Origin of the sequence: Sphingomonas adhaesiva (assembly GCF_002374855.1) — a bacterium.
GTDB classification, from domain to species: Bacteria; Pseudomonadota; Alphaproteobacteria; order Sphingomonadales; family Sphingomonadaceae; genus Sphingomonas; species Sphingomonas adhaesiva.
Genome location: NZ_NWVC01000013.1, coordinates 17,638 through 37,514 on the forward strand (window position 1 = coordinate 17,638; position 19,877 = coordinate 37,514).

The 19,877-nt window shown below is 70.5% G+C and carries 18 protein-coding genes and 2 pseudogenes; 6 read left to right on the top strand and 14 right to left on the bottom strand.

What is annotated here, in order from left to right:
• Window positions 1–39 precede the first annotated feature (39 nt).
• Together COA07_RS16425 and COA07_RS16430 are read left to right on the top strand one after the other, a co-directional pair.
• On the top strand, window positions 40–1,272 hold the full coding sequence (locus tag COA07_RS16425; RefSeq protein ID WP_096641341.1) for an NAD(P)/FAD-dependent oxidoreductase: 1,233 nt from the start codon (window positions 40–42) through the stop codon (window positions 1,270–1,272).
• 323 nt (window positions 1,273–1,595) lie between these two features.
• Window positions 1,596–2,258, top strand: coding sequence for a GntR family transcriptional regulator (locus COA07_RS16430; RefSeq protein ID WP_011607924.1), 663 nt, complete (start codon window positions 1,596–1,598; stop codon window positions 2,256–2,258).
• Between the two features lie 139 nt (window positions 2,259–2,397).
• Here COA07_RS16430 and COA07_RS16435 read toward each other — a convergent pair whose 3' ends face one another.
• Genes COA07_RS16435 through COA07_RS16455 form a run of 5 tightly spaced genes read right to left on the bottom strand, consistent with a single transcriptional unit; the run spans window position 2,398 to window position 5,882 of the window.
• Window positions 2,398–2,727: a 2Fe-2S iron-sulfur cluster-binding protein gene (locus COA07_RS16435; protein ID WP_011607923.1), complete on the bottom strand. Its 330-nt coding sequence runs from the start codon at window positions 2,725–2,727 to the stop codon at window positions 2,398–2,400.
• A 54-nt stretch (window positions 2,728–2,781) separates the two neighbouring features.
• The gene (locus COA07_RS16440) at window positions 2,782–3,600 is read right to left on the bottom strand and encodes an alpha/beta fold hydrolase (protein WP_066713165.1); all 819 of its coding nucleotides are present in this window, start codon (window positions 3,598–3,600) and stop codon (window positions 2,782–2,784) included.
• Window positions 3,601–3,650: 50 nt separating this feature from the next.
• Window positions 3,651–4,460 (bottom strand): DODA-type extradiol aromatic ring-opening family dioxygenase, encoded by an 810-nt coding sequence (locus COA07_RS16445; protein ID WP_011607921.1) that lies wholly within the window; start codon window positions 4,458–4,460, stop codon window positions 3,651–3,653.
• Window positions 4,453–4,734, bottom strand: coding sequence for a subunit of meta cleavage enzyme (locus COA07_RS16450; RefSeq protein ID WP_011607920.1), 282 nt, complete (start codon window positions 4,732–4,734; stop codon window positions 4,453–4,455). The genes COA07_RS16445 and COA07_RS16450 overlap by 8 nt, the downstream gene beginning before the upstream one ends.
• Window positions 4,731–5,882 carry an aromatic ring-hydroxylating dioxygenase subunit alpha gene (locus COA07_RS16455; protein WP_066711533.1) on the bottom strand — a complete coding sequence of 384 codons (1,152 nt, stop codon included), beginning with the start codon at window positions 5,880–5,882 and terminating at the stop codon, window positions 4,731–4,733. The genes COA07_RS16450 and COA07_RS16455 overlap by 4 nt, the downstream gene beginning before the upstream one ends.
• A gap of 92 nt (window positions 5,883–5,974) precedes the next feature.
• On the opposite strand from COA07_RS16455, the gene COA07_RS16460 reads away from it, so the two are divergent.
• A complete protein-coding gene (locus tag COA07_RS16460) occupies window positions 5,975–6,649 on the top strand; it encodes a GntR family transcriptional regulator (RefSeq protein ID WP_066711534.1) in 675 nt (224 codons plus the stop codon).
• Between the two features lie 122 nt (window positions 6,650–6,771).
• A complete protein-coding gene (locus tag COA07_RS16465; RefSeq protein ID WP_141396564.1) occupies window positions 6,772–9,165 on the top strand; it encodes a TonB-dependent receptor in 2,394 nt (797 codons plus the stop codon).
• A 287-nt stretch (window positions 9,166–9,452) separates the two neighbouring features.
• Here the strand turns inward: COA07_RS16465 and COA07_RS16470 are convergent, their stop codons facing one another.
• Genes COA07_RS16470 through COA07_RS16505 form a run of 8 tightly spaced genes read right to left on the bottom strand, consistent with a single transcriptional unit; the run spans window position 9,453 to window position 17,385 of the window.
• Window positions 9,453–11,048 (bottom strand): AMP-binding protein, encoded by a 1,596-nt coding sequence (locus COA07_RS16470; RefSeq protein WP_066711536.1) that lies wholly within the window; start codon window positions 11,046–11,048, stop codon window positions 9,453–9,455.
• Complete coding sequence (locus tag COA07_RS16475) at window positions 11,045–11,452, bottom strand: RidA family protein (protein WP_066711537.1); 408 nt, start codon at window positions 11,450–11,452, stop codon at window positions 11,045–11,047. The genes COA07_RS16470 and COA07_RS16475 overlap by 4 nt, the downstream gene beginning before the upstream one ends.
• Window positions 11,449–11,859, bottom strand: coding sequence for an acyl-CoA thioesterase (locus tag COA07_RS16480; protein ID WP_066711538.1), 411 nt, complete (start codon window positions 11,857–11,859; stop codon window positions 11,449–11,451). The genes COA07_RS16475 and COA07_RS16480 overlap by 4 nt, the downstream gene beginning before the upstream one ends.
• Window positions 11,856–13,022, bottom strand: coding sequence for an acyl-CoA dehydrogenase family protein (locus COA07_RS16485; RefSeq protein WP_096641342.1), 1,167 nt, complete (start codon window positions 13,020–13,022; stop codon window positions 11,856–11,858). Before COA07_RS16485 ends, COA07_RS16480 begins: the two co-directional genes overlap by 4 nt.
• Window positions 13,023–13,025: 3 nt before the next feature.
• A complete protein-coding gene (locus tag COA07_RS16490; RefSeq protein WP_066711743.1) occupies window positions 13,026–13,844 on the bottom strand; it encodes an enoyl-CoA hydratase family protein in 819 nt (272 codons plus the stop codon).
• The gene (locus COA07_RS16495) at window positions 13,841–14,323 is read right to left on the bottom strand and encodes a MarR family winged helix-turn-helix transcriptional regulator (protein WP_066711742.1); all 483 of its coding nucleotides are present in this window, start codon (window positions 14,321–14,323) and stop codon (window positions 13,841–13,843) included. Before COA07_RS16495 ends, COA07_RS16490 begins: the two co-directional genes overlap by 4 nt.
• On the bottom strand, window positions 14,320–15,069 hold the full coding sequence (locus COA07_RS16500) for an SDR family NAD(P)-dependent oxidoreductase (RefSeq protein WP_096641343.1): 750 nt from the start codon (window positions 15,067–15,069) through the stop codon (window positions 14,320–14,322). The genes COA07_RS16495 and COA07_RS16500 overlap by 4 nt, the downstream gene beginning before the upstream one ends.
• Before the next feature lie 18 nt (window positions 15,070–15,087).
• Window positions 15,088–17,385: a bifunctional salicylyl-CoA 5-hydroxylase/oxidoreductase gene (locus COA07_RS16505; protein WP_066711740.1), complete on the bottom strand. Its 2,298-nt coding sequence runs from the start codon at window positions 17,383–17,385 to the stop codon at window positions 15,088–15,090.
• A gap of 91 nt (window positions 17,386–17,476) precedes the next feature.
• Here COA07_RS16505 and COA07_RS16510 point away from each other — a divergent pair, with 91 nt between their 5' ends.
• Together COA07_RS16510 and COA07_RS18655 are read left to right on the top strand one after the other, a co-directional pair.
• On the top strand, window positions 17,477–18,688 hold the full coding sequence (locus tag COA07_RS16510; RefSeq protein WP_066711745.1) for an acyl-CoA dehydrogenase: 1,212 nt from the start codon (window positions 17,477–17,479) through the stop codon (window positions 18,686–18,688).
• Window positions 18,689–18,836: 148 nt separating this feature from the next.
• Window positions 18,837–19,438, top strand: a pseudogene (locus tag COA07_RS18655) (IS5 family transposase); the annotation flags it as partial.
• Window positions 19,439–19,475: 37 nt separating this feature from the next.
• On the opposite strand, the pseudogene COA07_RS16525 reads toward COA07_RS18655, so the two are convergent.
• Window positions 19,476–19,877: pseudogene (locus COA07_RS16525) on the bottom strand (integrase core domain-containing protein); the annotation flags it as partial.

Below are 19,877 nucleotides of genomic sequence, written 5' to 3' on the forward strand. Positions count from 1 at the left end.
GAGCGTGGCCGGTCCGGCTAAAGGAAGAGGACCAGAGTCATGCAGGACTACGACGTGCTGATCGTCGGTGGCGGCCACGCCGGCGCGCAGACCGCGGTGGCGCTCCGACAGCGCGGATACGAGGGCTCGGTCGCGATCGTGTGCGAGGAGGCGGCCCCGCCGTACGAGCGCCCTCCGCTCTCGAAGGAATACCTCTCCGGCGACAGGAGCGCCGACGACATCCTCATCCGCCCGCCTGCCTTCTGGGCCCAGGCGGGGATCGACCTCCATACCGGACGGCGCGCCGTCGCGGTGGAGGCTGACGCGCGGCGCGTGACGCTGGGCGACGGCGCGACGGTCGGCTACCGGCACCTCGTCTGGGCCGCCGGCGGGGCGCCGCGTCGCCTGACCTGCGCGGGGCACGCGCTCGCCGGCGTCCACTCGGTCCGCACCCGCGAGGACGTGGACCGCATGCGCGCGGAGCTCGCCTCCGTCGACCGCGTCGTGGTCATCGGCGGAGGCTACATCGGCCTCGAGGCGGCCGCCGCGCTCGCGAAGGCGGGCAAGCGCGTCACGGTGGTCGAGGCGCTGCCGAGGGTGCTGGCGCGCGTCGCCGGCGAGATCCTGTCCCGCTTCTACGAGGCGGAGCACCGGGCGCACGGGGTGGAGGTGCGGCTCGACACCGCCGTGGAGTGCATCGAGGGGTCGGGCGGCCGGGCCGCGGGCGTTCGGCTCCACGGCGGCGAGTTGCTGCCCTGCGAGATGGTGATCGTCGGCATCGGCATCGTCCCAGCGGTCCGGCCCCTGAGGGACGCGGGCGCGGGCGGCGACAACGGGGTAGACGTGGACGAACACTGCCGTACCGACCTTCCGGGCGTCTTCGCGATCGGTGACTGCGCCGCGCACGTAAACCGCTACGCCGGCGGCGCGCGCGTCCGGCTCGAGTCTGTGCAGAACGCCAACGACCAGGCCGCAGTGGTCGCCCACGCCCTCACCGGCTCGCCGAAACCCTATGACGCCGTCCCCTGGTTCTGGTCGTTCCAGTACGACCTGCGCCTCCAGACAGTGGGGCTCTCCACCGGCCACGACGAGGTGGTGGTGCGGGGCGAAGTCGCATCGCGCCGCTTCTCCCTCGTCTACCTGAAGGAGGGTCGCATCGTCGCCCTGGACTGCGTCAACACGGTCAAGGACTTCGCTCAGGGCAAGGCGCTGATCCTGCGCGACGACATTCCCCGCGAGGTCCTCGCCGACTCCTCGCGGCCGCTGAAGCAGGCGGTGCCCGCGGCCGTCTGATCCGATCCCCGGCCCGATGGGGCCGGCACAAGCGTTGTGCGCTCAGCGCGCGGGCACCGCCTCCGACAGCACGGAGGGCGAACGCGCGGCCGTCCGAACGACGCGGCATGTGGTCGGCGCGACGCGCGGCGCCTCCGCACCGCCCCGACGCGCTCCAGCGAGGGCAGCCCACCGATGCCGGCTCGAAGCCGCGCCGGCCCCGGCGCCGAGCCGTTGCCGCGAGACCCGGAAGGTCGAACAATCTTGTTAACAACCGCCCAAACCCCTGATAACCCGAGATCGAGCCGGCCGGAACCCGGCGGGATAGTTGGGAAGGAGAAGACTTGGGGGCCCGATCGGATCAATCTCTCGCGCAGCGCGCCGCCGACCTCATCAGGGAGGGGGTGCGGAACGGCGAGTTCGCCCCGGGCCACCGCCTCGTGGAGGGCGATCTTGCGCGGCTGCTCCAGCTGGGCCGCGGCCCGGTCCGCGAGGCGCTGCGTCTCCTCTCCGTCGATGGCCTCGTCACCCTCGAGCGCAACAAGGGCGCCGTGGTCTCGCGCGCCTCGAGAGCGATGCTGCTCGAGATCTTCGAGGTGCGCGAGCTCCTGGAGGGACTCGCGGCGAGGCGGGCGGCCGCCAACGTGGCGACGCGTGGCCCGTCCGACGTGATGCACGAACTCCTCCGCGAGGAGCGCGAACGCGACACGGACCAGAACCCGCAGGTCCTGATACAGGCGAACGAGAGGCTGCACCGGTCCATCGTCGAGGCCGCCGACGCGGTCACGCTCGGCCGGGTGCTCGGACTGCTGGACCTGCCCGACATGCGCTTGGTGTTCTTCCGGATCGTCTCCCCGGCGGTGTGGCGCTCCTCGCGCGACGAGCACATCGCCATCCTCGAGGCGATCGTCGCGGGCGAGCCCGAACGCGCGGAGGAGGCGATGCGCGCCCACGTGCGCCACACGGCCGCGCTGTCGGACCAGCTGCCGTCCTCGTCCATCGCCTGACGGCGCGTCGGCGGGGACGCGCCGCGGCCGGCGGGGAACCCGCCCTCGCCCACTCCACCCGCCCGATCGGACGACGGGAGCATCCCGACCAGGGATCCCGACGGCGCGGCGGGCGGCTCGGGGTCCTCCGAGCCCGGCCTCAGAGCTGACTGGCGGGCAGGTTCACGGCGAGTCCGTCGAGCGCAGCGGAGAGGCGGATCTGGCACGACAGGCGCGAAGTCGGCCGCGGCTCCTCCACGCACTCGAGCATGTCGGTCTCGGCCTCGTCGGGCGGGGGCAGCCTGGAGAACCAGTCCACCGGGACAATGACGTGGCATGTCGCGCAGGCGCAGGCGCCCCCGCACTGCGCAACGATGCCGTCGACGCCGTTGCGGACCGCCGCCTCCATCAGCGAACCCGTCGGCGGCACGTCGACCTCCCTCGCCGCGCCGTCTGCAGCCACGAAGCGGAGCCGGATGGTCTCCGACACGATCAGCCTCGCGGGGCGTGCCGGCCGGCCGCACGGCGGCACGGGGGCGGACCATCACGCATCGGCGAAGCTCCTCGTGATGCGCGCGAAGTCGTCGGGGTGCTCGATCATCGCCCAGTGCCCGCAGTCCGGGATCAGGTAGCCCCAGCTGTTGTCGATGAGCTCCAGGAAGCGATACGCCTGGCCGACCGGCACGACCTTGTCGCACTTGCCGTTCACGACCAGCGTGGGCACGCTGATCCGGCGGATGTAGTCCTCCTCCCAGAAGAGGCCGCCCTGCTCGGCGATCCACGCCATCGTGGCGGAGTATGCGCGCCGCGTGTCGTCCTGGACGGAGAGTTCGTATCGGTAGTCGATCATCTCGTCGTCGATTCGGAAGCTGTCGGTCGTCAGCGCCCGCACGAGCCGCACCATGCCTTCGCGCGTGAAGTCGTACTTCAGGATCGGTGCCAGCGCGGGATCGATGCGCGTGACCAGGCCGGCGCTCCCCATGAGGATGAGCTTGGAGACGAGATCGGGACGCTCGACCGCGACGCCGATCGCCGTCGCGCCGCCCATGGAGTTGCCCACCAGCGTCGCCGGACCGACGTCGAGCGCGTCCAGGAACGCGATCATGTGCCGCACGCGCGCCGGCTGCGAGTAGACGAAGTCGCCGTTCGGCTTGGCGGTGTGGCCGAAGCCGACCATGTCGACCGCGATCACCCGGCGATCACTCGAGAGGCGGGGGATGACGTTGCGCCAGTTGCCCCAGCTGTCCGCGCCGGCACCGCCGCCGTGGATGAGCACGATCGGGGGTCCGGCCCCCTCCTCGAGGTAGAACGTGTCTATCCCGCCGGCGTCGGCCCGCCGGCCGGCCTCCTGAACCGTCTGCATCAGAACCTCCAATCCTCGTTGGCCTCGCGCCCGAGCCGGACGCCGCGCGGCTAGCGGAACGCCATGCCGCCCATCCCCGTCATCCACTGCGGCATCGGCTCGTAGTAGATCCGCTCGCCGCGCCAGCCGCGGCCGGCCGCCATCGCCGCCACCATGATCCAGTTCACGATCTCGAGGCCGCCGTTGCCCGCCTGGTCGAGCAGCTCGGGCACGCCCATGCCGGACAGGTCGCCGAGGTCACCAGAGGCGAGGGCCTCGATGACGCGCTCGTCGAACGCCGCGTTGACCTCGCCGTGGCGGGGTAGGTTGATCCAGTGGCTGAGGCCACCGGTCGCCAGCGCCACTACGCGGACTTCGGCCGGCAGGTCCTCGGCCACGGTCCGCGCCACGACCTCGCCGAGCGCCGCGCAGCGCGCGGGCGACGGCGCCGGATCCATGTTCGTGTTGACCAGCAGCGGCACCACGGGCGTCGTGCCTTCGGGGTTGACAAACATCAGGGGCACCATGACGCCGTGGTCCGGGCGAAGCTCTTCCGCCTGTGCCAGGTCGAAGCTGTCGGCCGCGCGGCGGCAGAGGGCCTGGGCGAACGCGCGGTGCCCGGGGAACGGCCGGCGTTCGATGTCCATGTCCCCGAAGGGTGTGAAGGTATCCGAGACGCCGACGGTGAACGGCGGCTGCAGCTTGGTCGTGATGTTGAAGAGGTGGTCGGATCCGACCACGACGAGGAGGTCGGGATCAAGCGCGCGCACGCGCCGTCCGATCTCGTTCATCCCGTCCACGACGCGCAGCGCCTGGTCGTCGCCCACGGGCGAGCCGAAAAGGACGTGGGATGTCGCGAAGGCGCCGACGAGCTCAGCCATGACCCTTCACCAGTCCGCGGTAGGCCTTGATCGACACGAAGTCGGGCGCGGCCGGGTTCGTCGCCATGAAGTGGTGCATCTGGAGCACCGGGTGGAGACCCGCCCCGGTCAGGGCCTCCTGCCCGCCGGCGTCGATCGCCGCCCGCTGTTCGCGCGACAGGCCGTAGCGGTCGTAGAGCGCTTCGCGGTCGTTCGCGAACGCCTCCAGGTTGGCCGGGTCCGCGAACAGCTCCTGGACGAGCTGGTTCACCCGGTAGCTGTCGACGCCGGTCATCGGACGTCCCTCGTCTGGATGCCGCGGTTGTACTGGCTGGCGAGCCGCCGCCACTCGATGATCGCGCGGTCCGACTCGAACAGCACCTCCTCGCGCCAGCCGCGGTCGTCGGCGTAGAACGGCTCCATCGACCGGCGCGCGAGGATGTCGTCGTCGTTGAACCCGTTCAGCGCAAGCTCGACCCACTTCTCGCGGAACTCGGCCTCGAACGACCGCGCCTCCTCCTCCGAGCCGACTCGGCGGCCGAGCATCTGGAGGTAGAGGTGGCGCCCCTCGTCGATCGGCACGTACCACTCGAACTGGGTGAGCGTGGGGTCGGGGAACGGGTCGACCTTCAGCACGCCGGGCAGCCAGACCGAGATGCTGATCGCGACCATCTTGCTGCCCATGTGACCTTGGATCGCCGGCTGGCCCTCGATCGTCGCCTCGAAGATCGGCACGCTGTGCTCGCCGAGGAGGTCGAACACGCCCTTGGGCGCCCCCTCGCCGGTGACCGACCGCGTCAGCTGTTCGGGATCGCCGGGCGCGAAGCCCAGCGGGAGCGCGATATCGTTCCCGTCGAGCAGGATGGACGACTTGTGGATGAAGACGTGGCCCGCGTCGAAGCCATTCTCGACACCCATGCGCCAGTTGGCGTCGACCACCCGGTGCTGCCCGTGGACGGCCAGGTCGGCATCGAGGAAGCCCGGGGGCACGTCCTCCGCCAGGTCGTGCGGTTCCTGATCGCCGACGAACAGGAAGACCAGCCCCTTCTCCTCGCGCACCGGGTAGGTCTTGAGCGCGTGCCGACCGATCTGGACGCTCGTCGGGTTGGTGAGGATGTCGACGAGCTTCCCGTTGTCCCAGCGGTAGGTCCAGCCGTGATACCAGCAGGAGATCGTGGCCTTGGAGTAGCACTCGACCTTGTCCGACAGGGTCACGCCTCGGTGCAGGCAGCGGTCGGCGATGGCGTGGACGACGCCGTCGACCCGGTTGAGCAGCACCTTCTCGCCCAGCAGCTGGACCGGCACCGGGCTCGCCTCGGCGACCTCAGCGGACAGGCGGACGGGATACCAGTGGTTACGGAAGCCGAGCTTGGCGTCGATGTACGGTGCCCAGGCGCGTGTCCGCCGTTCGGCGATTCCCGCCGGGACGCTTGCCGTCTGCATGGTCGCTCTCCTGTGTTGTTGACGGAAATGTTAGCAATCATGTAAGCAATGTCAACCGGATCATTTCGGCCCGGAGCGAGAACATACCCGATATGGAGAGCAAGGAGCAGCCGCCCGAGGGGCGCGCGGCCGCCGAGAGGGCAGCCAGCGCGATCAGCGCGGCGATCCGCGACTCGCGGTTCGGGCCTGGCCAGAGGCTCGTCGAGCCGGAGCTGGCGCGGCTGCTGGGGCTCGGGCGCGGACCGGTCCGCGAGGCGCTGCGCCTGCTCTCCGCCCAGGGCCTCGTGACCATCGAGCGGAACAAGGGCGCCGTCGTCTCGAGGGCGTCCAGGGCGATGGTCGCCGAGGTCTTCGAGATGCGGGAGCTGGTCGAAGGGCTGGCCGCCCGGCGCGCCGCCCGCAGGGTGGCGGAGCGGGGCTGCCCGGCTGCGCTGCTCGCTGCCCTCCGGGACGAGGAGGCGCGTTGTGCCGAGTCCGACCCGCTCACGCTCATCGACGCCAACGAGCGTCTGCACCAGCTGATCGCCTCGGCCGGCGGCGGCGACGTCGCACGCCGCACCCTGACACACCTGCAGCTGCCCGAACTCCGCACGCGGTTCTTCCAGATCATGTCGCCCAGGAACTGGCGCCTGTCGCGGGAGGACCACGTCGCCGTGCTCCGGGCCGTTATCGCCGGAGACCACGACCGCGCCGAGCAGGCGATGCGGACGCACGTGCGCCGCACGGCATCCCTCCTCGCCGAGCTTCCCGAGGGGACGTTCCCGTGACCGGCGCGTCGACCGCGGCACCTCAACCGAGAGGAGGCGCGCCGTGAGCACCGCCTGAGCGAGTGTCCGAGTCGGCAGACCTCCCGCCAGCGGAGGCGAGCATCATCCATGGGGAGGTTATCATGAGGAAGAGCAAATTGGTGCGCCTGTGCACCGTCGTGTGCGCCGTATCGGCGCCCTGCTGCGTGCACGCCCAGCAGACCGAGTCGCCGCCCGCGTCGGCCGAGGCGAACGCGCAGGGCATAGGCGACATCGTCGTCACCGCGCAGCGTCGCACCGAGGACGCCCAGCGGACGGCCCTGTCGATCGAGGTGCTGGGCGGCGAGCAGCTCCGCAACGTCGGCGTCTCGAACCCGGACGACATCACGAAGGTCGTGCCGGGCGTCCAGGTCAGCGGCGGCGCCACCACGCAGATCTACGTCCGCGGCGTCGGCGACTTCGGCGTCACCGCCGTCGCGAACCCGGCCGTGGTCACCAGCCTCGACGGTGTCGCGATCTCGCGCCCGCAGGCGATCTCGGGCAACCTCTTCGACCTCGAGCGGGTCGAGGTGCTCCGGGGGCCCCAGGGCACGCTCTATGGCCGCAATGCGAGCGGAGGGGCGCTGAACCTCCTCACCGCCCAGCCGCGACTCGGCGAACTCTCAGGCTACGCCGAGGGAACGGTCGGCAACTACGACCTCCTCGGCATTGAGGGCGCAGTGAACGCGCCGCTCGGCGGCAGGGGGGCGCTGCGCCTGTCCTACCAGTTGACCTCGCGCGATGGCTACCTGAGCGACGGGAGCGACGACGACAAGCACCAGTCGGTCCGCCTACAGACCAGGTTCGAGCTGGGGGACCGGCTGACCGTACGGGCGCTCGCGAGCTACACGCACCTAGGCGGGCGGGGACCGGGCCTGACGATCATCCCAGCTCCCCCAGCGCTGTCCCCGTGGACCGGGAACACGTCCGACGTGGCCGGCGACCTCTTCATCAAGGCGGCGGCCGACGCCTTCGCCGCCTCAGGCGGGCAGTCCCCGCCCCCGTTCCTGCTGGCCAACCCCAAGGACTACGAGCTCTTCCAGGACGTCGACTCATACGCCGGACAGGCCCAGCTCGACTACGACCTGGGAGGCGTCACGCTGACGGCGATCCCCGGCTACCGACGCACGGAGACGCGCATCACGGTGCCGACGAATTTCCTCTACAGCCTCGGCGGACGCTATGGTCCCGCCGGCGAGCGGGCCGATGGCGAGACCTCGGACCAGTACTCGCTCGAAATCCGGCTGTCGGGCGACACTGAGCGCCTTGACTGGGTCGTGGGCGCCTACGGGTTCAAGGAGGACCAGTCGACCGACTTCGTGCTACGCGGGGGCCCGATCCTCAGCACGCGGAACAGCCTCGACCTTAGCACGGAGGCGCTCGCGGCCTTCGGGCAGGCCACCTGGGGAGTCCTTGACGGCGTCCGGCTCACAGGCGGCGTGCGCTACACGCGCGACAAGCGAGGCGCCTCGAACTTCCAGGTGCAGGCGATCTCGCCCTCCATCACCGTCCCCGCCGCCGTGACCGGGCTCCCGCCCGCCCCGTGCCTCCCCGAGACGGGCGCCGCGCCGGGCTCGCTCTGCCCGCTCGTGAACCAAGCCCCCGGCTTCTACGACAGCGCGGTCACGTTCGAGCGCGTGACGTGGAAGGCGGGCTTCGAGGCCGACCTCGCGGAGCGCAGCCTCCTGTTCGGCGACGTCAGCACCGGCTTCAAGGCCGGCGGCTTCAACCAGGCGGTGAGCCTCACCACCCCGACGGAGCTCAACCCGTTCCGGCCGGAGACGGTCACGGCCTACACGCTGGGCATCAAGAACCGGTTCCTCGACAACCGCCTGCAGGTGAACGCGGAGGCCTTCTATCTCGACTACAACAACCTCCAGCTCTCGGGGAATGCCTTCGACGGCGCGGGCCTGGTCTCGATCGCCACCCAGAACGCCGGTAAGGCCAGGGTGCTCGGCGGCAACTTGAACGTGATCGCCAAGCCCTGGCGGGGCGGCACGCTCAGGGGGTCCGTCGAGTACCTCGACGCCGAGTACCGCGAGTATCTGGTCCAGCAGCCCGCGGCCTTCGTCAGCCCGCAGCGCACCACCTGCGCGATCTCGGCACCGAACGCGGGCGGCATCGTCACGGTCGACTGCTCGGGCAAGACCCTGATCCGATCGCCGAGGTGGTCCGGGGCGGTGGGCTTCGGGCAGGAAGTCGATCTCGCCGGAGGGACGCTCGCCTTCGACGCGGACGCGGCGTTCGCGACGAGCCGCTACCTCACGACCGACTTCCTGCCCTCGCAGCGCGCCGACGGCTACGTGAACGTCTCCCTCTCGCTCAGCTACCGCCCGGCCGGGGACCGGTGGCTGATCGGGGCGTTCGTCAGGAACCTGACCAACGAGGTGATCTACACCGGCGGCGGCGGCACGCAGTCGCCCTTCGTCGACGGCTGGACCACCAGCGCCATCGCGCCGCCGCGCACCTACGGCGCGCGGTTCCGGGTGAGCTTCTGAGGCAACGCCGCCGGGGCGGGCTGGCCCCGCCCGGCGGCGATCCTCCGGCGCCTCGCATCGATGAAGACCGCGGCGCCGGAAGCCTTCGGTGACCCGCCTTGATCGACGGCGCTCACGGGCACGGCGGGCCCATCGACCCGGAATCCCGACGGACACCGGAAGACGAGACCGCGGCGGGCGGATGATGGGTGCAGCCGCGGCGAGGACCCGACCGGATGGCGCAACGGGCGACGTGAACCCTCACGCACTGCCCGGGGGCGGCTGGCGGCGCAACGCGGCGCCCCCCGTCAGCCCCGCTGGCGCAGCACCGCGCGCTGGACCTTGCCCGACGCGGTCTTCGGGAGCGCGTCGACGAACTCGATCTCGCGCGGGTACTTGTAGGGTGCGATCGTCGCCTTGACGTGGTCCTTCAGGATGCCGGCGAGCTCGGCATCCGGCCGCCGATCCTCCCGCGGCACCACGAAGGCCTTCACCTTCTGGCCGCGCTCCTCGCACGGTACGCCGACCACCGCGCATTCCTGCACCGCCGGATGGGCGTGGAGGGCGTTCTCGACCTCGGGCGCGGCGATGTTGTATCCCGAGGAGACGATCATGTCGTCCGAGCGCGCCAGATACCAGAAGTAGCCGTCCCCATCGAGGCGGCAGGTGTCGCCGGTGACGTTCCAACCGCCGACCACGTACTTGCCCTGACGCGGGTCGTCGAAGTAGCGGCAGCCCGTCGGCCCGCGGACAGCCAGGCGGCCGGTCCCGGCCGCCATCGGCTGATCCCGCCCGTCCAGCACTACCGCCTCGTAGCCGGGCACCGCCCGGCCGGTCGAACCGGGGCGGATGTCGTCGCCGGCGGCCGACACGAAGACGTGCATCATCTCGGTCGCGCCGATCCCGTTCACGATCCGGAGCCCGGTCGCGTCCCGCCAGGCCTGCCACGTCGCGGCCGGGAGGTGCTCCCCCGCCGAGACGCAGGTTCGCAGCGCCGAGAGGTCCTGACCCGGCAACAGCGCCAGCATGGCCTTGTATGCGGTTGGGGCGGTGGCCAGCACCGTCGCACGGTGCCGCACGGCGCTTTCGAGCAGCGCCCTGGGCGTCGCCTGCTCGACCGTGACCGCGGTGCCGCCGAAGCGCCAAGGGAAGATGAGGAGCATGCCCAGCCCGAAGGTGAAGGCGATCGGGGCGGAGCACGTCCAGCGGTCGCCCACCGCCGGCGCGAGGAGGTGCCGCGCGAATGTGTCCGCCACCGCCAGGATGTCCCGGTGGTAGTGCACGCAGCCCTTCGGCTGACCCGTCGTACCGGACGTGAAGGCGATCAGGGCAGGATCGTCGCTCGCCGTCGCGACGGGCGCGAAGCCGCCCCGCACGGCCCGCAACCTGCTCTCCAGCGCACCGACACCCGCATCGCCGTCGTAGACCAGTGGCTGGCGGGCGAGGCCGGTCAGCCGCGCCGCTCCCTCGAAGTCCTCCAGGCAGCGGAGGTCGACCACCGCATGGTCGATCCGCGCCCGCTCCATGATCGTGGCGATCTCGCCCGACCGCAGGATCGGCATCGTGGCGACCACCACGCCGCCGGCCTTCAGCACGCCAGCCCAGGCGGCGAAGAGCATGGCGGTGTTCGGACCGCGCAGGAGGACGCGGTTGCCCGGCACGAGCCCCTCCTCCTCGACGAGGAGGCGGGCGATGCGGTCGGACAGGTCGCCGATCTGGCCATAGGTCCAGCGCCCCGCGTCGTTGACCACGGCGAGCGCGTCCGGATCCTTCCCGGCAAGCAGCTCGACCGCCGCATTCAGCTCGCCGGGGTAGTCGAGCTCCGGCAGGTCGAAGAGGAACCGCGGTTGCAGCCCAGGCGCCGGCAGCCGGTCGAGCACGAAGGTGTCGAGGTGCGAGGTCATGACGGATCCGGCACGACGGCCGTCGTCTCGATCTCGATGCGCGCGCGCGGGTCGACCAGGGCGATCACCTGGACCACCGCCATCGCCGGAAAGTTGCGGCCGAACAGTTCGCGGTAGGCCGAGCCGATCGCGGGAAGCTCGCGAGCGTACTCGTCGCGGTCGAGGACGTACCAGGTCATGCGCGTCACGTGCTCGGGGCCCGCCCCGCCCTCCGAGAGGATCGCAAGCGTGTTAACCAGCACCTGGCGGAACTGGCCCGCCAGGTCCGCGGACACGAAGCGCTCGTCGGCGTCCCAGCCCACGACCCCGCCGGTGAAGACGAGCGTGCCGCGCGCCACGACGCCGTTGGCGTAGCCCCGGGGACGAGACCACCCGGGCGGCAGCAGTGTACGGTGAACGGTCACGAAGCCATCTCCCTCTCCAATCGGACCCGCCACTCCTCCGGCCAGGGCCGCGAGGTGCCCTCGGGCATCTCGACCAGAACCTGCCTGTAGCCGACGGCGAAGCGCTCCCTTCCGCGGCTCGTGACCGCGGCATGCAGGTCGACGGAGGTGCGGCCCACCGCCACTACGTCGAGCGCGATGTCGAGCAGGTCGCCGAGCCTGCTGACCGCGGTGAACTCTGCCTCCAGCTTCACCGTCGGCAACGCCAGCGCCATGTCGAGGTGCAGGACGCGCCGCGGCACCCCCAGGACCTCGGCGGTCCAGTCCTCGACCGCTGCGTCGCAGATCTCCAGGTAGCGCGGATAGTAGGCTATCCCGGCCGGGTCGCAGTGCGCGAAGCGCAGCGGATGGCTCGCGCGGAACGTCACGCGCCGTCACCCGCAAGGTGCGCCCGCGCGATCACGACCCTCTGCACCTCCGACGCGCCCTCGTAGATGCGCAGCGCCCGGACGTCGCGATACAGGCTCTCCACCACCTCGCCGCGCCGCACGCCGTCGCCCCCGAACATCTGCACCGCCGCGTCGACCACGCGCTGCGCGCCGTCGGTGGCGTGGAGCTTGGCGAGCGCCGCCTCACGCGTGTTGCGCCGGCCGGGCACGTCGCGCAGCCAGCCGGCGCGATAGACGAGCAGGGCCGCGGTCTCGACGTCGAGCACCATGTCGGCGAGCCTGGCCTGCGTCACCGCGTTCTCGGCGAGCGTCCCCGCGCCGAGCCGCCGCGCGCGCGCCCGCGCCGTCGCCTCGTCGAGCGCGCGCCGCGCGAAGCCGAGCGACGCCGCGCCGACCGTGGTGCGGAACACGTCCAGCGTCGCCATCGCCTCCGCGAAGCCGCGCCCCCGCTCGCCCAGCAACGCGTCGCCGGGCAGGACCATGTCGCGGAAGTGCAAGGTCGCCAGCGGGTGCGGCGCCAGCACGTCGATCCGCTCGGCCACCTCCAGCCCCCGCGCGTCGGCGTCGACGATGAAGGCCGACACACCCTTGGCGCCTGGCGCGTAGCCCGTCCGCGCGAATAGGACGTAATGGTTGGCGATGCCACCGTTGGAGATGTAGGTCTTGGCGCCATTCACCCGCCAGCCGTCGCCGTGCGGCTCGGCGGTGGTCGTCATGGCGGCGGCGTCCGACCCGGACCCCGGCTCGGTCAGTGCGAAGGCGGCGATGCGCTCGCCGCGCGCCACCGGCGGCAGGTAGCGGGCCTTCTGCTCCTCGGTGCCGAACAGGCTGATCGTGCCGGTGCCCAGCCCCTGCATCGCGAAGGCGAAGTCGGCGAGCCCCGAGTGCCGCGCCAGCGTCTCGCGGATCAGCGACAGCGAGCGCACGTCGAGTTGCTCGTGGACGCCCCCATAGGCCGCCGGCACGCAGTAGCGCAGCCACCCCGCCCGCCCGAGCTTCGCGACGAGCGCGCGGCACTCGGCGTCCACGTCGTCGCCATGGTGGTGCGACAGCTCGGCCGCGCACCAGGCGTCGAGGTCGTCGGCGAGGCGGCGGTGGCCGTCATCGAAGAAGGGCCAGTCGAGGAAGGTCCGGTCAGCCACGCGTCAGTTCCCTTCGAACACCGGCGCACGCTTCGCCGCGAACGCCTCGAACGCGCGACGGAAGTCCTGCGTCCGCATGCAGATCGCCTGCGCCTGCGCCTCCATCTCGATCGCGGTGTCGAGGCTCACGTTCCACTCGTGGTTGAGCTGCGTCTTGGTGATCCCGTGCGCGAAGGTCGGCCCGGCGACCAACTCGCGCGCGAGCGTGTCCGCAGCCTGCTCCAGCGCGTCCGGCTCGACCAGCCGGTTGTGGAAGCCCCACCGCTCGCCCTCCTCCGCGGTCATCACTCGGCCGGTGAAGAGCAGCTCGCTCGCCCGACCCTGGCCGATGATCCGCGGCAGGATCGCGCAAGCGCCCATGTCGCAGCCCGCGAGGCCCACGCGCGTGAACAGGAACGCGGTCTTGGTGCGCGGCGTCGCGAGCCGGAGGTCGGACGCCATCGCCATGATCGCGCCCGCGCCCACGCACACGCCGTCCAGCGCCGCGATGACGGGCTGCGGACAAACTCGCATCGCCTTCACCAGATCGCCCGTCATGCGCGTGAAGGCGAGCAAGCCGGGCATGTCCATCTCCGTCAGCGGCCCGATGATCTCGTGGACGTCGCCGCCCGAGCTGAAGTTGCCGCCCGCGCCGGTGACGACCACCGCCTTGACGGCCTCCGCGTATACGAGTCCGCGAAACACGCCGCGCAGCTCGGCATAGCTCTCGAAGGTGAGCGGGTTCTTGCGCTCGGGCCGGTTCAGAGTGACGGTCGCGACTCCGTCCTCGAAGCGCCACAGGAAGTGCTCGGGCGCATAGGCCCGGGGATCGAAGCTGCTCATATCCGGTTCCGTTCGATGGAGGCGCGCACGCTGTCGAGCGACGCCAGGAGGGACTCGATCTCGTCGTCGACCAGATCGCGCATCATGTGGTCGATCCATCCCTCGTGCCGCTCCGCCGCGGCCGCGAAGGTCGCCCGGCCTCGGTCGGTCAGGCGCACGCGGATGACGCGACGGTCGGGCCCGTCCGCCAACCGCAACACGAGCCCGTCGTCGATCAGGCGCGCGACGATCTGCGTGATGTTGCCGTTGGACACGAGAAGGAGTTCCGACAGCTCGCCCATGGTCAGCCCCTCGGGACTGCGGTCGAGGGCGGAGAGGACGTCGAAGCGCGGCAGGGTCATGTCGAAGTCGTCGACCAGGCGCTGCCGGACGCGCTTCTCGACGACCATCGCGCAGGAGAGGAGCCGCAGCCACAGCCTCAGCGATTGCTTGCTGTGCGGGGCGCCGCCGAGCTTCTCTGGGCTCCGGAGCGCGGTCACGCGACCTCCCCTCCCGCGATGGAGATGGTCTGCCCGGTGACCGACCGCGCGAGGTCACCGACCAGCCAGGCGACCGCGTCGGCGACCTCCAGGGGATCCACGAGGCGACCCTGCGGATTGGCGCCGGTCAACCCGGTCAGCGCCTCGTCCGCGGTGCGCCCCGTCCTGGCGACGATGTTGGCGACCGCGTCGTCGACGATGCCGGTGGCGGTGTAGCCCGGGCAAACCGCGTTTACGGTCACGCCCGTCCGCGCCAGCTCGGTCGCCAGGACCCGCGTCAGGCCCAGCAGGGCGTGCTTGGACGCGGAGTAGGCCGCCGTGTAGGCGTAGCCCTTCTGTCCCGCGGTGCTCGCAACGTTGACGATGCGCGCCTCCGGCATCGCGCGCATGGGGGCGATGACGGCGCGGATCGCGTGGACCGCGCCCAGTACGTTCGTTTTCCACGCCTCGTTCCAGTCGGTGTCCGTCTGGCGCGCGAAGGGCGCCGTGCGGACGATGCCGGCGTTGTTCACCAGGATCGCCACCGGGCCCCTCGCCTCCGCCGCGGCGCCGAACGCCGCGTCGACGCTCGCCTGATCGCACACGTCGCACACGACCGCGTTCAGCCGGGAATCTAGGCGCGCCGCCTCGGCGAGGCGCGCCAGGGTCCGGCCGGCGATGGTGACGGCGCACCCCTCGTCGGCGAGCCGCCGCGCGATCGCCAGGCCGATCCCGCTGCCGCCGCCCGTGACGAGAGCGTGCCGCATGGCGGTCCCCGCCACCGGTCAGGCCTGGAGCGCCGCCTGGGCGGCGCGGCCGAGGTTGACGGAGAGCTGACGATAGCCGCTCTGGTATTGGGGCGGCAGCGGCGGATCGGCGTACCCCTGCTGCGCGGCGGCGCGAAGCGTCCAGTTCGGGTCCATCTGATGTGGACGGGCGAGGGCGCACAGGTCAGCGCGCCCCGCCGCGAGGATCGAGTTGACGTGGTCGACCTCGAAGATGTTGCCGACCGCGATCGTCGCCACGCCGAGCTCGTTCCTGATCCGGTCGGAGAACGGCGTCTGGAACATCCGCCCATAGACCGGCTTCTCGGCCTTGGTGACCTGGCCGGAGGAGACGTCGACCACGTCCACGCCCGCTTCGACGAAGGCGCGGCTGATCTCCACCGCCTCGACGGGCGTCACACCGGCGTCGCCGACCCAGTCGTGCGCGGAGATGCGCACCGACATCGGCTTCTCGTCGGGCCAGACCGCGCGCATCGCACGGAACACCTCGAGCGGGTAGCGCAGGCGGTTATCGAGGCTTCCGCCATATTCGTCGTCGCGCCTGTTCTGCGTGGGGCTGATGAACGCCGACAGCAGGTAGCCGTGCGCGCAGTGGAGCTCGATCATGTCGAACCCGGCCCGATGCGCCAGCTGGGCGGCGGTCACGAACTGGTCGCGCACCAGGTCCATGGCCGCGCGCGTCATCGGGGCAGGCTTGGCGTTACCGGGCGCATACTCGAGGTCGGACGGCGCGAGCAGGTCCCAGGCGCCTTCCTCCAGTGGGCGGTCGATCCCCTCCCACGCCACACGGGTCGACCCCTTGGCGCCACTGTGCCCGATCTGCAGGCACATCTTCGCACCCGAGCGCTCGTGCGCGAAGTCGACGACTCGCCTCCACGCGAGCATCTGCTCCTCGTTCCACATGCCCGGACAGCCCGGGCTGATGCGGCCCTCGGGCGACACGCAGGTCATCTCGGTGTAGACGAGCGCGGCGCCGCCGAGCGCCCGCGCGCCGTAGTGCACGAGGTGGAAGTCGTTGGGCACGCCGTCAGCGGCCGAGTACATCGCCATGGGCGAGACGACGATGCGGTTGGCGAGCTCCATGCCGCGCAGCCGGAGCGGGGTGAACATCGGCGGCACCGCCTGATCCGCCGGGCGGCCCGTCGCACGCCCGGCGAACCAGCGCTCGACGCCCTCGAGCCAGGCGGGATCGCGCTCGCGCAGGTTCTCGTGGCTGATCCGCTGGCTGCGGGTGAGAAGCGAGTAGGTGAACTGGACCGGCTCGAAGCCGAGGTAGCGGTCGAGCGTCTCGAACCACTCGGTGGAGTTGCGCGCCGAGTTCTGGAGCTTGAGCACCTCGACTGTGCGCTCGGCCTGATACTCCTCCAGCGCCGCCTCGCGAGACAGGCCCGGCCGGTTCAGCACCTCGGCGAGCTTGATCGCGTCCTCGAGCGCGAGCTTCGTGCCCGAGCCGATCGAGAAGTGCGCGGTGTGCGCCGCGTCGCCCAGGAGGATGACCTTGTCGTAGGCCCAGCGCTCGCAGAGCACACGCCGGAAGTTGAGCCACATGGCGGGCCCGTCGAGGTGCGCGGCGTTCGACATGAGCCGGTGTCCTTCCAGATGGCGGAGGAAGATGCGCTCGCAGAGCGCGATCGCGTCCACCTGCCCCATCCGGTCGAAGCCCAGCCCGCGCCACGTCTCCTCCGAGCACTCGACGATGAAGGTCGAGAGCCCGTCGTCGAAGCGGTAGGCGTGCGCCCAGATCCAGCCGGCCTCCGTCTCCTCGAAGGCGAAGGTGAAGGCGTCGAAGGTCTTGGTCGTGCCTAGCCAGACGAACTTGTTCGCGCGCACCTGCACGTCGACGCCGAAGTGATCCGCGTAGCGCTCGCGGACGCGGCTGTTGACGCCATCGGCGGCGATGACGAGGTCGTAGTCCCGCCAGTCCGCGAGGCCCGCCCCGAACTCGACCCCGTGGTGGAGCGCAACGCCCAGCGCGACGGCCCGGTCCTCCAGGATCTGGAGCAGCCGCTTCCGGCCGATGCCGATGAAGCCGTGGCCCGACGAGCGCTGCGACTCGCCACGGATGTGCACCTCGATGTCGTCCCAGTGCGCGAACTCGCCGGCGATCGTCGCCGCGCTTTCTGGATCGTTCGCGGTAAGGTTGGCGACCGTCTGGTCCGAGAACACGACCCCCCAGCCGAACGTCACCCCGCGAGGATTGCGCTCGAGCACGTGAACCTCGTGCGCGGGATCGCGCAGCTTCATCGAGATGGCGAAGTAGAGGCCGGCGGGCCCGCCGCCCAGGCACGCAATCTTCATGGCCAACTCCTCTCAAGGTCTAAACTGTTTACAACATTGCTTGCATTATGTTCAAGCCTAAAATATATGGATCTGGAGCATGGAGGTGGCGATGGTGCCGGCACACGAAATCCGCGGTTCCCGACCGGCAGCCTGGCCACGGCTGGTCTGGGAGGACCCCCTCCTGCTGGAGGAGGCGCTCACCGACGAGGAGCGCATGGTCCGCGACTCGGCGCGCGCCTTCGCCGCGGAGCACCTCGCGCCGATCGTCCGGGAGGCGAACCGCCGCGAGATGTATGACCGCGACCTGATGCGCCGCTTCGGCGAGGCGGGGCTGCTCGGCCCGACGATCGAGGGCTATGGATGCGCCGGCGTGTCATACGTCGCCTACGGGCTGATTGCGCGGGAGGTGGAGCGCGTCGATTCGGCCTACCGCTCGGCGATGAGCGTGCAGTCGAGCCTCGTCATGCACCCGATCCACGCCTTCGGCACAGAGGCGCAGCGCGAGCGTTACCTGCCGAAGCTGGCCGCGGGCGAGTGGATCGGCGCCTTCGGACTGACCGAGCCCGATGCGGGATCCGACCCGGGCGGGATGAAGACGCGCGCGCGGTCCGCGGGCGGCGACTACGTGCTGACCGGCGCCAAGACGTGGATCACCAACTCGCCGATCGCCGACGTGTTCGTGGTCTGGGCGAAGTGTGACGACGGCGCGATCCGCGGCTTCCTGCTCGAGCGCGGCGACGTCGGGCTCACCACCCCCAAGATCGACGGCAAGTTCTCACTGCGCGCCTGGGTGACGGGCGAGATCGTGATGGACGAGGTGCGCGTGCCCAGCGACCGCCTCCTCCCCGGCGTCGAGGGCCTGAGGGGGCCGTTCGGCTGCCTCAACAACGCGCGCTACGGCATCGCCTGGGGAGCCATGGGCGCGGCCGAGGCCTGCTGGCACGCCGCGCGCGCCTACGGCCTCGACCGTCGCCAGTTCGACCGCCCTCTCGCCGCGACGCAGCTGTTCCAGAAGAAGCTCGCCGACATGCAGACCGAGATCACCCTCGGGCTGAACGCCTGCCTCACCGCAGGGCGGCTGCTCGACGCTCACAGGCTCGCACCCGAGGCGATCAGCCTCATCAAGCGCAACAATTGCGGGAAGGCGCTCGAGATCGCGCGCGCGGCGCGCGACATGCACGGCGGCAACGGCGTGTCGGACGAGTACAACGTCATCCGCCACGTCATGAACCTCGAGGCGGTCAACACCTACGAGGGCACGCACGACATCCACGCGCTGATCCTCGGACGCGCGCAGACGGGACTGCAGGCGTTCTCGTGAGCGCGGGCCACCCGTCACCATCGCGAGCGCGTGGCGCCACGCGTCGAGCTCGCGCGCGGACCGCCGACTAGGGTCCAAACCCAATCAGAAGCTTGATTCTGCAACGGTGTGCTGATGCAGGGAGTCTCCAGTTGAGGAGGCTCTGGGCATGGCGGGATCGTTGTTCTGGTTGTCGGATGCGGCGTGGGCAGCGATCGAGCCGCACTTGCCGAAGAACCAGCCGGGAGCCCGGCGGGTCGATGATCGGCGGGTGATATCGGGTATCGTGCACATGCTGAAGTGCGGCGGTCGCTGGGCCGATTGCCCGAGCGAGTATGGTCCCTCGACGACCATCTACAATCGCTGGAACCGCTGGAGCCGACGCGGCGTGTGGAACTGTATCCTGGCGGCGCTGACCGAGGAAGGGTGGATCGCCGAGACCGGCCAGATCGACAGCAGCTATGTGAAAGCGCACCGGTGCTCCGGCGGCGCAAAGGGGGGGCTCGAGCCCAGGCCATTGGCATTTCGCGCGGCGGTCGGACGACGAAGATCCACGCCCTCGTCGACCTCCTCGGGCGGCCTCTCCGCCTCGCGCTGACGCCGGGCAACACTTCCGACATCAAGGGCGTCGAGCTGCTGGTCGACGCCACCGCCCGCATGAAGCGCGTTATCGCCGACCGGGGCTACGACGCCAACAGGCTCCGCGCGGCGTTGCGGGAACAGGGCACGATCCCTGTCCGTCGTCAGAACATTCGGCACAACTCGCGGCGTAGATTAGCGGAGTGCGGACCTCGTCAGGGGGTTGATGTTAGGCGGCGAACTTGCGGTGCTGGCAAGCGCCGATGTTCGATGGTCTGTCGCTTGATCCTTTCGCGCAGTTTGATGATTGCCGGAGCCCTGCCGAAGTAGGCGTCGGCAGGCGTCACGTTGGCCAGGCTCTCGTGGTATCGCTGGTGATTGTAGTGCTCGACGAAGGCCTCGATGTGGGCTTCGAGGTCGCCGGGCAGGAAGTAGTTTTCCAGCAAGATGCGGTTTTTCAGGGTCTGGTGCCAGCGCTCGATCTTGCCCTGGGTTTGGGGATGACACGGGGCGCCGCGGACATGGCTCATCTTCCGGGCCTCGATGTATTCCGCCAGCTCACCCGCGATGTAGCTGGGGCCATTATCGCTGAGTAGCCGGGGTTTGTGCAGCACCGTGGCGCTGTCGCAAC